The organism is Komagataeibacter swingsii, assembly GCF_003207895.1.
In the GTDB taxonomy this organism is placed as follows: domain Bacteria; phylum Pseudomonadota; class Alphaproteobacteria; order Acetobacterales; family Acetobacteraceae; genus Komagataeibacter; species Komagataeibacter swingsii.
This window is the reverse complement of record NZ_NKUB01000010.1, coordinates 64914-78019: the sequence shown is the minus strand read 5'-3', so window position 1 is coordinate 78019 and position 13106 is coordinate 64914. Positions and strand designations below refer to the sequence as shown.

Annotated in this window: 10 protein-coding genes; 1 reads left to right on the top strand and 9 read right to left on the bottom strand. The window is 65.2% G+C overall.

The genetic code is table 11. From position 1 onward, the window contains the following. Nucleotides 1–19: 19 nt before the first annotated feature. The 3 genes from CFR76_RS09410 to glmU all read right to left on the bottom strand — a co-directional run bounded on the left by CFR76_RS09410 (nt 20) and on the right by glmU (nt 4271). Entirely contained in the window at nt 20–1015 is a 996-nt protein-coding gene (locus CFR76_RS09410) for an FAD-dependent oxidoreductase (RefSeq protein ID WP_110556948.1), read from the bottom strand. Between the two features lie 65 nt (nt 1016–1080). Beyond that, nucleotides 1081–2904, bottom strand: a complete 1824-nt coding sequence (glmS, locus tag CFR76_RS09405) for a glutamine--fructose-6-phosphate transaminase (isomerizing) (RefSeq protein ID WP_110556906.1) — start codon at nt 2902–2904, stop codon at nt 1081–1083. Further along, a complete protein-coding gene (gene glmU, locus CFR76_RS09400; protein WP_110556905.1) occupies nt 2904–4271 on the bottom strand; it encodes a bifunctional UDP-N-acetylglucosamine diphosphorylase/glucosamine-1-phosphate N-acetyltransferase GlmU in 1368 nt (455 codons plus the stop codon). The genes glmS and glmU overlap by 1 nt, the downstream gene beginning before the upstream one ends. Nucleotides 4272–4382: 111 nt before the next feature. Here glmU and gph point away from each other — a divergent pair, with 111 nt between their 5' ends. Then, entirely contained in the window at nt 4383–5063 is a 681-nt protein-coding gene (gene gph / locus CFR76_RS09395; protein WP_110556904.1) for a phosphoglycolate phosphatase, read from the top strand. Between the two features lie 4 nt (nt 5064–5067). Here gph and gyrB read toward each other — a convergent pair whose 3' ends face one another. The 6 genes from gyrB to mutM all read right to left on the bottom strand — a co-directional run bounded on the left by gyrB (nt 5068) and on the right by mutM (nt 13100). Next, on the bottom strand, nt 5068–7536 hold the full coding sequence (gene gyrB / locus CFR76_RS09390; RefSeq protein ID WP_208623961.1) for a DNA topoisomerase (ATP-hydrolyzing) subunit B: 2469 nt from the start codon (nt 7534–7536) through the stop codon (nt 5068–5070). Between the two features lie 90 nt (nt 7537–7626). Further along, nucleotides 7627–8751 carry a DNA replication/repair protein RecF gene (recF, locus tag CFR76_RS09385; RefSeq protein ID WP_110556902.1) on the bottom strand — a complete coding sequence of 375 codons (1125 nt, stop codon included), beginning with the start codon at nt 8749–8751 and terminating at the stop codon, nt 7627–7629. 22 nt (nt 8752–8773) lie between these two features. Continuing rightward, entirely contained in the window at nt 8774–9898 is a 1125-nt protein-coding gene (gene dnaN / locus CFR76_RS09380) for a DNA polymerase III subunit beta (RefSeq protein WP_110556947.1), read from the bottom strand. A 117-nt stretch (nt 9899–10015) separates the two neighbouring features. Beyond that, complete coding sequence (gene dnaA, locus CFR76_RS09375) at nt 10016–11479, bottom strand: chromosomal replication initiator protein DnaA (RefSeq protein WP_110556901.1); 1464 nt, start codon at nt 11477–11479, stop codon at nt 10016–10018. A 365-nt stretch (nt 11480–11844) separates the two neighbouring features. Continuing rightward, on the bottom strand, nt 11845–12114 hold the full coding sequence (gene rpsT, locus CFR76_RS09370; RefSeq protein WP_025437878.1) for a 30S ribosomal protein S20: 270 nt from the start codon (nt 12112–12114) through the stop codon (nt 11845–11847). Between the two features lie 104 nt (nt 12115–12218). Next, nucleotides 12219–13100 (bottom strand): bifunctional DNA-formamidopyrimidine glycosylase/DNA-(apurinic or apyrimidinic site) lyase, encoded by an 882-nt coding sequence (gene mutM, locus CFR76_RS09365; RefSeq protein ID WP_110556900.1) that lies wholly within the window; start codon nt 13098–13100, stop codon nt 12219–12221. Nucleotides 13101–13106: the final 6 nt, after the last annotated feature.

Sequence of the window (13106 nt, the reverse complement as noted above, 5' to 3'; positions counted from 1 at the left end):
TCCTCCCTTTGTGCCGGGTTCAGCCTTCACCAAACACGATATCGGCCGCCTCGGCCGCACGAACGGGGGACAGCAGGAAGCCATGGCGATACATGCCGTTGATATGGATATGCCGCCCCGACCGCCTGACAGCGGGCATGTTGTCGGGATAGGACGGGCGCAGGCCGGTGCCGGTTTCCAGTATCTCGGCCTCGCCAAACGCCGGGTGCAGAGCATAGATCGCGCCCAGCATCTCCACCATCGAACGCAGGGTCATGGGACCGGCGTTCTCGCTTTCGATCATGGTTGCCCCCACCATGTACACATGGCCCGCACGGGGCACGATGTAGATGGGAATGCGTGGGTGCAGCATGCGCACGGGGCGATGCAGGGTCACATCGGGGCAGCGCAGCAGCAGCATTTCCCCCCGCACGCCACGCATGTCCGCCATCTGGTCACGCGCCGCGATGCCGGTGCAGTCCACCACCCAGTCATAGCCTGCGGTGCTGGCATCAGGCGGCACATTGAAATGCAGGCCGCCCCCCAGTTCCACCAGCCGCGCGGCCAGCGCCTGCAGGGCGTCGCGCGGGTTGACGTGCCCTTCGCCCGCAAAAAACAGCGCACGGGAAAAACGGTCGGCAAGATCGGGTTCCAGCCGCGCGATCTCGCCTTCGCCAATCGTGGAATAATGCGATGTCCGGCGCGCGAACCGCATGATTTCACGCACGTCACGCGCCGGCGCCAGCACAAGGGTGCCATTGCGGTCCACGCCGGGCACATGCGCATCCCACCAGTCGAGGGAGGCAAGGGACTGGGCCGTCACCTCCGGGGTGGCGGACTCGGCCTCGCACCACGGGGCCAGCATGCCGCCCGCCATCCATGATGCCCCCCAGCCCACGCGGCCGCCACATTCATGCACGCTGACCCGCGCGCCACGTTCGGCCAGGGTCACCGCCGCCGTCAGGCCCGACACGCCCGCGCCGCGCACAAGGACAGACGGTCCCGCCCCGTGGGGAACTGCCGTTTGTACTGCCATGTGCGTCATGTCCCTGTTCCAGTTATCTGTACGAGCGGTGATTGTGCCGGTTATGGCCCATGTGTCTATTCAACAGTCACGGATTTGGCGAGGTTGCGCGGCTGGTCCACGTCCGTGCCCTTCAGCAGGGCGACTTCATAGGCCAGGATCTGTACCGGGATGGTCTGCAGGATCGGGGCCACGAATTCATCCACTGTCGGGATCGCCACCACGCATTCCGCGATCTCACGCAGGCGCGGCGCCCCCGCCATGTCCGTGAATACCAGCAGGCGGCCACCACGTGCCTTCGCTTCCTGCAGGTTGGACAGCGTTTTTTCAAACAGGGGACCGGATGGCACGGTCGCCACCACCGGCACCGTGCTGTCGATCAGTGAGATCGGGCCGTGCTTCATCTCGCCCGCGGCATAGGCCTCGGCGTGGATATACGTAATTTCCTTGAGCTTCAGCGCCCCTTCCAGCGCCACGGGGAACATCGCCCCACGGCCAAGATAGAGTACGTCGCGCGCATCCGCCACGATGGTGGCCATGCGGCGGATTTCATCATGGCGTTCGAATACCTCGGTCGCCTTGCTGGGCAGGTCCAGCAGGGCGGTCACCATGCCTTCTTCCTGCTGCGCGGTAATCAGCCCGCGCGCACGGCCCAGGGCGATGGTCAGGCAGGCCAGGACGGAAAGCTGCGCGGTAAAGGCCTTGGTGCTGGCGACCGATATTTCTGGCCCCGCCACGGTGCCCAGCACGGCGTCGCTCTCACGTGCCATGCTGCTCTGTTCCACATTGAGGACCGAGACGATATGCTGCCCCGCCGCCCGCATGCCGCGCAGGGCGGCCAGCGTGTCCGCCGTCTCGCCCGACTGGGAAATCAGCAGGCCAAGCCCGTCTTTGGCCAGTGGCGGGTTGCGGTAGCGCATCTCGCTCGCCACGTCGATATCGACCGGCAGGCGCGCGTACTGCTCGATCCAGTACCGCCCGATCATGCCCGCGTAAAAAGCCGACCCGCAGGCGGTCAGGACCACGCGCGGAATGGCCGCAAGATCAAATGGCAGGTCCGGCATCACGACGCGGCGGGTGGCCGGGTCAACCAGGCGCTGCAGGGTCTGCCCGATCACGACGGGATGCTCGTGCAGTTCCTTTTCCATATAGTGCCGGTAGCCGTCCTTGCCGACCGATGCCGCGATCAGCGCGGTCAGCCGGACCGGGCGTTCGACCGGGTTGCCCGCCATGTCAAAGAACGCGGCGCCAGCGGGCGTCACCACGGTCCAGTCCCCGTCATCCAGATAGGCGATGCGGCGCGTCAGTGGCGCCAGCGCCAGGCTGTCGGAACCAAGGAACATCTCGTTATCGCCAAAGCCCACCACCAGCGGCGCGCCGTGGCGCGCGCCGATGACCATGCCATCATGCCCCGCGAAGATCATGGCCAGCGCATAGGCGCCTTCCAGCCGCTTGAGGCATTCATGCGCGGCCTCCCGCGGGGACAGGCCGCGCTGCAGGTGGTAATCGACCAGCTGGGCGATCGTCTCGCTGTCGGTATCGGTTGAAAAGACCTGGCCTGCCGCCTCAAGTTCGTGGCGCAGTTCCTCGAAATTCTCGATAATGCCGTTATGGACGACCGACACGCGCTCCGTCCCGTGGGGATGGGCATTGTTTTCGGTAGGCGCGCCATGCGTGGCCCAGCGCGTGTGGCCGATGCCGGTCACGCCCGGCAGCGGCATGCGCGCCAGAAGTGTCGCCAGATGGTCCAGCTTGCCCGCCGCGCGCCGGCGTTCAACATGGCCGTCTTCCAGCGTGGCGATCCCCGCGGAATCATAACCGCGATATTCCAGCCTGCGCAGGGCATCCAGAATAACCGGCGTGGCCTGACTGCTGCCGACAACCCCTACAATGCCACACATCAGCCCCGTTCCTTCCTGTTCTTCAGCCGTTCGCGAAACAATGCGGCATGTCCCGCCTTGTTGGCCTGCCGTGCCCGGCCAACGGCCATGGCGTCATCTGGCACGTCATGGGTAATCACGCTGCCGGCCGCCGTAATTACGCCGGCCCCCAGCCTGACGGGGGCAACCAGCACGGAATCCGAGCCGATGAAGCTGTCCGCGCCAATTTCGGTCCGGTGCTTGAACACGCCGTCATAATTGCAGGTGATGGTGCCCGCCCCGATATTGGCCCCGCTGCCCACCGTGGCGTTGCCCAGATAGGTCAGGTGACTGGCCTTGGCCCCCGCCCCCAGCGTCGTGGCCTTGATTTCCACGAAATTGCCCACGCGCGCCTTTGCCCCCACGTCGCTGCCGGGACGCAGGCGGGCATAGGGACCGATCTGCGCATCCGGGCCGACGGTTGCCCCCTCAACGTGCGAAAAGGCATGGATTTCCGCGCCACTTTTCACATGCACGCCGGGGCCGAACACCACGTTGGGATGCACCACCGTATCGGGTTCCAGCACGGTATCGGCACACAGGAAGACGGTTTCAGGGGCGACAAGCGTGGTACCGCCATCCATTACCGCCTGCCGTAGCCGCGCCTGCACGCTGGCTTCGGCCTGCGCCAGTTCGGCGCGGGAATTGATGCCACGCAATTCATCTTCCGGGGCCACGACCGCGCGCACGCTGCGGCCATCCGCCACGGCGCGCGCCACCACGTCGCCCAGATAGTACTCGCCCTGCGCGTTGTCGTTATTGATTTCATCCAGCCAGCGGCGGAAATCGACCGCATCGGCGCACAGTACGCCCGCATTGCACAGCCGGATCGCCCGCTGGGCCGGTGTGGCGTCCGCCCATTCCACGATCCGCTCAACCCGCCCGTCATGGGCCACAACGCGACCGTAACGCGCCGGGTCGGCGGGTTCCATGGCCAGCAGGGCAAGGCCGGTATCTCCGCTGCGGCGCTGCGCCAGAAGGGCGCGCATCGTATCGGGCGTAATCAGGGGGTTATCGCCATACAGGACCGCGACATCACCATCGCCAAACAGGGCTTCGGCCTGACGGGCGGCATGGCCGGTGCCAAGACGGTCCACCTGCACCACGACCTGATGCGGGGCGGCAAGGGCGGCCACGTCGCCCATGCCCGGCCCCACCACCACGACAATGCGGTCAAAGACCTGGGCTGCATTATCAAGCAGGTAACGCAGCATGGGCTGCCCCGCCAGCGGGTGCATGACCTTGGGAAGCTGCGATTTCATGCGCGTGCCGCGACCCGCCGCCAGTATGACGGCGGTCGACAGGGCGCGTGCGGGGGGAGATACTGCGGTATCGGTCTGGGTATCCATGGCAGTGTGCGGGTACTCCGCACCTGCGCACCCTGTCAAACCCTTATGCGCGCGCGATACCATCACTTAGAATTTCCGATTGCTACTTCATTCACATACTCAAAGGCGTTCATGATGACCTCTCTCCCGCCCCGCCTTGCCGTTTTTGACATGGACGGCACGCTGATCGACAGCCTTCCCGATCTTGCGGCCTGCGCCAACCGGCTTCTGGCCCATTACGGCCTGCCATCCATAGCCGTGGAACAGGTCCGCCCCATGATTGGCGATGGCGTGGCAGCCCTGGTCAGCCGCCTGCTGGTCCATGCGGGGTCCGCCACCACGGGCATTGACGTGGCCGAAGCAACCCGGCGCTACATGGCCGACTACACGCCCCATTCAACCGACCTGTCCCGCCCCTTTCCCGGCACTGCCGGCATGCTGGAAGACCTGCGGGCCGCAGGGTGGCAGATGGCCGTATGCACCAACAAGCCCGTCGCCGCCGCACGCCACATACTGCAGGTCCTTGATCTGGAAAAATGGTTCGTGGCCGTGGGCGGCGGCGACAGCTTCAGCGTGCGCAAGCCCGATCCGCGCCACCTGCTTGGCACGATCGAGATGGCGCATGGCGACCCGAAGCGCGCGATCATGACCGGCGACCACCATAACGACATGGCCACCGCCATCGGCGCGCATGTCCCCGCCATTTTCGCCCGCTGGGGCTATGGCCGCCCCGAAATGGAGGCGGGCGCTACGGTCGGCGCCGATTCCATTTCCGAAATCCCCCATCTGGCCGCCGAACTGGTGCCCGCGTAACCGATCAGACGTCGAGGTTGGCAACCTTCAGCGCATTGCCGACAATGAAGTCGCGGCGGGGTTCGACCACGTCGCCCATCAGGGTGGAAAAGACCTGCGCCGCGTTTTCCACATCGCCCACCTTGACCTGCAGCAGGGTGCGCATGGCGGGGTCCAGCGTGGTTTCCCACAGCTGTTCGTCGTTCATTTCCCCCAGGCCCTTGAAGCGGTTGATGGACAGGCCCTTGCGGCCCTGGGCCAGAATCCGTTCATACAGCGATGCCGGCCCGTTGAAGGGCTGGGGATGGCCGTCGATCACCAGTTGCACCGGCCCTGCGAAATCAGCCACCAGACGGTCATGGCGGTCAGCCAGCCAGCGCACTTCCGCGCTGCGCAGGGCCAAGGCCTCAAGGCGGTAGACCTCGCCGACCCCACGCACGCTGCGGGCCATTTCCAGGCCGCTGTCACTGACGGCCACCTTCCACCCGCGTTCGGCAGGCGGCGACACCGCATCCAGCCGTGCCTGCAGGTCAACCACCCGTTCCGGCACCGCCTGCGGGTCGGCCCGCAGCACGCCCGCAATCGCCGCCTGTTCCAGAATCCAGACCGGCACCCGTGCCGACAGGCGCGACAGCGCACGGGTCACGTCACGGATGAACATCACGTCGGCGCGCATGGCCTCGCCCCCGATCTCGCGCCCGTCGGCATAGCGCAGCGTGGCATTGGCCAGCGCCTTGTCCAGCAGGTAGGATTCCAGCGCCGCGTCATCCTTCAGGTAGCGCTCGTCATTGCCGCGCTTGGCGCGGTACAGCGGTGGCTGGGCGATATACAGGTACCCGTTTTCAATCAGTTCGGGCATCTGCCGGAAGAAGAAGGTCAGCAGCAGCGTGCGGATATGCGATCCATCCACGTCGGCGTCGGTCATGATGACGATGCGGTGGTAACGCAGCTTTTCGATGGAAAAGCCGCCATGTTCCACATCACCCCGGCCAATGCCGGTGCCCAGCGCGGTAATCAGCGTCCCGATTTCAGCCGAACCCAGCATGCGGTCGAAACGCGCGCGTTCGACATTCAGGATCTTGCCCTTCAGCGGCAGGATGGCCTGGAACCGCCGGTCGCGTCCCTGCTTGGCGGTGCCTCCGGCCGAGTCACCCTCGACGATAAACAGTTCGGACCTGGCGGGGTCGCGTTCCTGACAGTCAGCCAGCTTGCCCGGCAGGGAGGAGATGTCCAGCACCCCCTTGCGCCGCGTCAGTTCACGCGCGCGCCGCGCCGCCTCACGCGCGGCGGCCGCATCCATCACCTTGGCCACGATGTGGCGGGCTTCCTTGGGGTGGGTTTCAAACCAGTGGGAGATCATGTCGGCCGCGGCGGCGTGCACCACCGGCTGCACTTCGGATGAGACCAGCTTGTCCTTGGTCTGTGACGAGAATTTGGGGTCCGGCACCTTGACCGACAGCACGGCGGTCAGGCCCTCGCGCATGTCCTCGCCATTCAGGGCGTGGCTGTCCTTCTTGCTGGCGTTCGCTTCGGCATAGCGACCGACCACGCGGGTCAGCGCCTGCCGGAAACCGGCCAGGTGCGACCCGCCATCACGCTGGGGGATGTTGTTGGTGAAGCACAGCATGGTTTCATGGAAGCTGTCGTTCCATGTCAGGGCGAATTCGACCTTGATGCCGTTTTCTTCATTCTGCAGGCTGCCGGTAATCGGCGGCTCGACAATCGCGTTCTTGCCCTGGTCCAGCCATTCGACAAAGGCGCACAGCCCGCCCTCGTAATGGAATTTCTCCTCACGCGCCGGGCTATGGCGTTCGTCACGCAGGACGATTTTCAGCCCGGAATTGAGGAAGGCCAGTTCACGCAGGCGGCGTTCGAGAATCGGGAATTCGAATTCCACCCTGGCGAACGTTTCGGCACTGGGCTTGAACGTGACCTGCGTGCCGGTCGGCTCACGGCTTTCCCCCACCACGCGCAGCGGTTCATCCCGCTCGCCCGCGCGAAAGCGGATTACATGTTCCTTGCCATCGCGCCAGATGCGGACTTCCATCCATTCCGACAGCGCATTGACCACGGCCGCGCCCACGCCATGCAGGCCGCCCGATACCTTGTAGGAATTCTGGTTGAACTTGCCACCCGCATGCAGCTTGGTCAGCACGACTTCGGCCGCGCTCACCCCTTCTTCATGATGCATGTCGGTCGGGATGCCGCGCCCGTCATCACGCACGCTGACGCTGCCATCCCCGTTGAGGGTCACGATACAGGTCGTGGCAAAGCCTGCCTGCGCCTCATCCACGGCGTTATCAATGATCTCGAACGCCATGTGGTGCAGGCCCGAGCCGTCATCGGTATCACCGATATACATGCCGGGCCGCTTGCGCACCGCGTCCAGCCCCCGCAGAACCGAGATGGATGCCGCATCGTAGTCCGCGGCGGGTGTCACGCCCCCCACGGCCTCGGCATCGTGTTTCTGATCGGGACTGGATTGATCGGACATGCCGGCAGATGCTCCACAGCGGATAACAACAAAATAACAGAACGCATTATAGCCTGAACCACCCGGCGTAACCAGCATTCCCCACCGAAATCATGCACGCGGCGCAAGATTACCCGCACCCGGCGTCACGAATTCGGCAATCTGGCGCAACGGCGCGAACTGTTCAGCATCCGTTCCGGTCAGGAACACGCCGGTCTCCATCCGCCCGATGGCCTGAAACAGGGCGTCGCGCCGCACGGCATCCAGATGCACCAGCGGTTCATCCAGCAGAAGCATCGGCATCTGCCCCCGGCACGCCGCAAGGATGCGCGCATGCGACAGGACAATACCCAGCAGCAGCGCCTTCTGCTGGCCCGTGCTGGACTGGCCGGCCGGACGCAGGCTCAGCCGGTCGGCCATGCGCAGGTCGGTGCGATGCGCGCCAAGGCGGCTGCCCCCGCGCTGGCGGTCGATCATGCGCATGGCCGCGATCTGTTCCGCCAGCCAGTCCTCCACCGCAAGGGCGGGCATTGCGCGCAGCCGGTCGGCAATCGGGCAATCCAGTTCCAGCCACGCGGCGGGAAAGCCATCTGCCACCGCCTGCTCATCCGCGTTCAGGCGCGCCACCATATCCACCCGGGCCGCGACCGCCGCCACGGCATGACGCGCCATGGTGCGTTCAAGGGCGGCCAGCCAGTCCTTATCCGCCCCGTGCTGCGCCAGCAGGCGGCTGCGCTGCATCATCGCGCGGTCATGGGCCGCCAGTTCCCGCGCATGGCCGGGTTCAAGCGCCAGCACCAGCCGGTCCAGAAAACGGCGGCGACCGCCTGCCCCCTCCTGAAACAGGCGATCCATCTGCGGTGTCAGCCATACGGCGGAAAAATATTCCCCCACAGCGTCACGATTGCGCAGGGCCTGCCCATCCACGCGGAACGCCCGCCGTTCAGGCCGGACGGGATCTGCCCCGGTGGCGATCTGGATGGACAGGGCATCATCACCCCACTGCGCCGTCACATCGGCTGCGACACCCCACAGGGTGGCGTTGTTCCGGGGCAGTTCATCCATGCGCGCGCCCCGCAGGCCACGCCCGGGCACCAGCAGCGACACCGCTTCAAGCAGGTTGGTCTTGCCGCTGCCATTCGGGCCGGTAATGACCGTGACCGGGCATGCCGGTTTCCATGAAAGATGGTGGTAATTACGGAAATCCGTAAGGACCAGCCGCGTTACGCAGGCCATGCGACCAGACGGCCGCGCGTGGTCACACGCGCATCGGCATCAGGACATACAGCGCGGACGGGCTGTCCACATCACGCACGATGGTGGGGGCGGAACTGTCGGAAAAGGCGAATTCCACTTCCTTTTCCACCTGGTCGGTAATGTCGTTCAGGTACCGCGCCTGAAAACCGATCTCGATGGGGGCGGCATCATAGGAGACGTGGTTTTCGTCCAGCTCTTCCGTCGCGGTGCCCTGGTCCTGGCTGGCGGCGGACAGGGTCAGCAGGTTGCGCGCCATGCTCAGCTTGACCGGGCGGGAGCGTTCCTGACTGATCGCGGCCACACGGGATACGGCGTCGGAAAAGATCTTCTTGCCCACGCGCAGGATCTTGTCATTCCCGTGCGGGATCACGCGCTCATATTCGGGGAACGTGCCGTCAATCAGCTTGGATGTCAGCGTGATGTTGTCGATGGAAAACTGGATGCGGGTATCGGACAGGGCAACGTCAACCTGCTCCGGGCCTTCCTCCAGCAGCTTGCGCAGTTCGGCCACCGTCTTGCGCGGCACGATCACGCCGGGCATGCCGGCGCTGCCCGCGGGCAGTTCGGTTTCCACCCGGGCCAGACGATGCCCGTCCGTCGCCACCGCGCGCAGCACCTGCCCCGCGTCGCCTTCGGCCACGTGCAGGAAGATGCCGTTGAGGTAGTAGCGCGTCTCCTCGGTGGAAATCGCGAAGCGCGTGCGGTCGATCAGGCCACGCAGCACTTGTGCCGGGATACTGAATTCATGCGGCAGGTTCCCCGCCATCATGGACGGGAAGTCGTCCACGTCCAGCACGTTCAGGCTGGTTGCGAACCGGCCCGCCCGCAGGCCCAGCGGCGCGTCGCCCCCGGCATGGTCCAGTTCGACCTGTGCGCCATCGGGCAGCTTGCGCACGATTTCATACAGGACAGCCGCCGGCGCTGTGACCGCGCCATCACGCCTGGTTTCGGCCGCCACCCCTTCGACCACCGCAATTTCCATGTCGGTGGCGGTCAGGGTCATGGCGCCGTCCACGACGTTGATCAGCACGTTGGCCAGGATGGGGATGGTATTGCGCTTCTCGGCAACGCTCTGGATATGGGCCAGTGCCTTGAGCAGCGTTACGCGGTCGGCCTTCAACTTCATCGGTACGATATCCTCCACATCCCGTCCCGTCACGCCAGGCATACGTGCAGACGGGGGGCGACCATCCTAGCAGCCCCGGGCAATCCCGGTAAAGAGGCCGTTGAATCCTAAATTCATTCAGCTTTCCAGCATGCGTCGCAGCAGTTCCACATCCTCGGCAAAGGCGGGGTCCTGTTCCATCAGTTCCGTCACCCGGGTCACCGCGTGCATGACCGTCGTATGGTCACGGTTGCCGAACTTGCGCCCGATCTCGGGCAGGGAACGGCTGGTCAGCTGCTTGGCCAGGTACATCGCCACCTGTCGCGGCCGCGCCACGGCGCGCGCGCGCCGGGCCGAGGACATGTCGGTCAGGCGGATATTCCAGTGCTCGGCCACCTTGCGCTGGATTTCCTCAATGGTGACACGGCGGTCATGCGCCTTGAGGATGTCATGCAGCACGTCCTGCGTCGCCTCCAGCGTCACGGGACGGCCAAACAGGTTGGCGTGCGCGATCAGGCGGTTCAGCGCGCCCTCAAGCTCGCGCACGTTCGACGTGATCTTGTGGGCAAGGAATTCCAGCACCTTGGCGGGCACAATCACGCCGGATGCGCTGGCCTTGGCCTCAAGGATGGAGATACGCAGCTCGAACGTGGTGGCGTGGATGTCGGCCACCATGCCGCAGCCAAGGCGGGTGCGCAGCCTGTCCTCCAGCCCCGACAGGTCGGACGGCGACTTGTCGGCCGAAACCACGATCTGCCGCCCCGCATCGACCAGCGCGTTGAAGGTGTGGAAGAATTCTTCCTGTGTATTGTCCTTGCCGATCAGAAACTGCAGGTCGTCGATCATCAGCACGTCGACCGAGCGGAGCTGTTCCTTGAATTCCATGGTGGACTGGGAACGGATGGCCGCGATGAAGCGGTACATGAACTTTTCCGCCGACATATAGGCGACGGACACCCTGCCCTCGCGCAGCAGTTCGGCGCCAATGGCGTGCATGAGGTGCGTCTTGCCCAAGCCCACGCCACCATACAGGAACAGCGGGTTGAAACCGGGGCTGGACGGCCGTTCCGCAACCCGGCGGGCGCAGGCATAGGCGAATTCGTTGGGCTTGCCCACGACAAAGGTATCGAAGGTGAAGCGCGGGTCCAGCGGGGCGGCAAGATCGCTGCGTACTTCGGCGTGGCGCGGCTCTTCCGCGACCGGGGCGGGGGCTGCCGGACGGGGAGCGGCGTCCCCGCGCGCCGCGGCAAGGGTGGCGGGGGCTTCCGCGCCATCCGTCGGGGGCGTTGCGGGTGCGGCGCCGGGACGGGCGACCTGCAGTTCGACACGGCGGATGGCAGGCACTTCGGCGTTCCATAGCGTGCCAAGCCGGTCGCCATACTGCCCCCGCACCCAGTCACGCAGGAACCGGGTTGGCAGGTAGAGGGTGATCTCGTCCTCCTCCACCGGGCCAACCGTGATCTGGCGCAGCCATGTGCGGTATTCGACCTCCCCGACCTCGGCCTTCAGCCGTTCGCAGATGCGCGACCAGTGAATGGCGAGCACACTTTTCTGCGCATTGGCTTCCGCAACCGCGTCATAGCCTTCCAGTCCGCCCGTCATATCCACTCCCGGCTACATGGGGCATGGGACCACGCGCCCCCGCGCATGCATCCGTCCCCCGCTCCATCCATAACTGTTCCCGCCTGCCGCCAGCCCCGCACGCAGCGGACACGAAGCCAGCCGCGTACCTGACACGACCCACAACCCGGCCCGCAGGACCAAGGCGACAGATGACGTTGGAATTATCCATATAAGGTAGAGCAGGGAATCGGCTGAAGCAACGGGAATCTGCCCCCGGCCCATCAAAACCCGATCACACCACATGAAAATGACAAACAAAAAAGGCCGCTATCGCCAATAATGGCGATAGACGACCTTCTTCATTACTTACTGCATTCTTTTAGATGAAAGAAACCAACCGTTCCTTACGCAGCAACAAGGGACTTGATGCGTGCGGACAGGCGCGAGATACGGCGGGCAACGGTGTTGGCGTGGAGCACACCCTTGCCAACCGCACGCTGCAGTTCCGGCTGTGCGGCGCGCAGCGCAACGGCGGCCTCGTCCTTCTTGCCGGTCGCGATGGCGACCTCGACCTTCTTGACGAAGGTGCGTACGCGCGACAGGCGTGCCGTGTTACGGGCGTTGCGGACTTCGTTCTGGCGGATGCGCTTGCGCGCGGATGCTGTATTGGCCATTGCTCTCAGTTCATCTGCATAAATCAGGTTACGGCGGTCCGCCACCCGATCGTTGCGGACATCCCATATCAGGCTGGCGATCTAGTCCACCCTGACCCCATTCGTCAAGACAAGTCTTTGCCTAAATCATTTTCCACCCCCTGCTGGCGGGGGCAGAAAAAGCTTGAACGCCCGGACTGGGTGATCCGGACCACCCCGTCGCATGCCGGCGGGCCGGGACAGTCGGGGCAGCCTTCCCCTTCCCGCCCGTACACGCGCCAGGCATGCTGGAAATAGCCCAGTTCCCCATCCGGTTGCACGTAATCACGCAGGCTTGAGCCACCGGCGGCGATTGCCTCCGCCAGCACGGCGCGGATTTCGGCGGCAAGCCGCTCATGTCGCGCCGCGCTGATCGCACCCGCCGGGCATGCGGGATGGATGCGCGCGCGGAACAGGGCTTCGGACACATATATGTTGCCAAGCCCCGCCACCACGCGCTGGTCCAGCAGCAGGGCCTTGATGCTGGTGCGCCGCCCGCGGGCGCGCGCCGCCAGCCATGCGCCATCAAAGCGGCTGCCCAGCGGTTCCGGCCCCATGCCCGCCAGCAGGCGGTGGTTTTCCATCTCCGCCACCGCGACCAGGTCGACCATGCCGAACCGCCGGGGGTCCACCAGCCCGCAGCGCGCGCCCTGCGCCGTCTCGATCACCAGATGTTCGTGCAATGCCGGCGGCTGGTTGCGTTCGGCCGCCGTGGGGCGTGACAGCAGCACACGCCCGGACATGCCCAGATGCAGCACCACGACCATCCCGCCCGAAAGCGTGATGAGGATATATTTCCCCCGCCGGGCGAATCCATCGATCCTGCGCCCCTGCAGCGCTGCCGCCAGACCGGGCGGAAACGGCCATCGCAGGCCGCCATGATGCGTGCTGGCGCGTGAAATGGTGTGGCCTTCAAGATGCACTCGCATCCCGCGCATCACAGTTTCGACTTCAGGGAGTTCCGGCATGGCCTC

What these genes read in the sequence shown, in the direction of transcription:
- CFR76_RS09410 (WP_110556948.1), bottom strand. Translation starts at nt 1,015, where the DNA reads ATGGCAGTACAAACGGCAGTTCCCCACGGGGCGGGACCGTCTGTCCTT.
- glmS (WP_110556906.1), bottom strand. Translation starts at nt 2,904, where the DNA reads ATGTGTGGCATTGTAGGGGTTGTCGGCAGCAGTCAGGCCACGCCGGTT.
- glmU (WP_110556905.1), bottom strand. Translation starts at nt 4,271, where the DNA reads ATGGATACCCAGACCGATACCGCAGTATCTCCCCCCGCACGCGCCCTG.
- gph (WP_110556904.1), top strand. Translation starts at nt 4,383, where the DNA reads ATGATGACCTCTCTCCCGCCCCGCCTTGCCGTTTTTGACATGGACGGC.
- gyrB (WP_208623961.1), bottom strand. Translation starts at nt 7,536, where the DNA reads ATGTCCGATCAATCCAGTCCCGATCAGAAACACGATGCCGAGGCCGTG.
- recF (WP_110556902.1), bottom strand. Translation starts at nt 8,751, where the DNA reads ATGGCCTGCGTAACGCGGCTGGTCCTTACGGATTTCCGTAATTACCAC.
- dnaN (WP_110556947.1), bottom strand. Translation starts at nt 9,898, where the DNA reads ATGAAGTTGAAGGCCGACCGCGTAACGCTGCTCAAGGCACTGGCCCAT.
- dnaA (WP_110556901.1), bottom strand. Translation starts at nt 11,479, where the DNA reads ATGACGGGCGGACTGGAAGGCTATGACGCGGTTGCGGAAGCCAATGCG.
- rpsT (WP_025437878.1), bottom strand. Translation starts at nt 12,114, where the DNA reads ATGGCCAATACAGCATCCGCGCGCAAGCGCATCCGCCAGAACGAAGTC.
- mutM (WP_110556900.1), bottom strand. Translation starts at nt 13,100, where the DNA reads ATGCCGGAACTCCCTGAAGTCGAAACTGTGATGCGCGGGATGCGAGTG.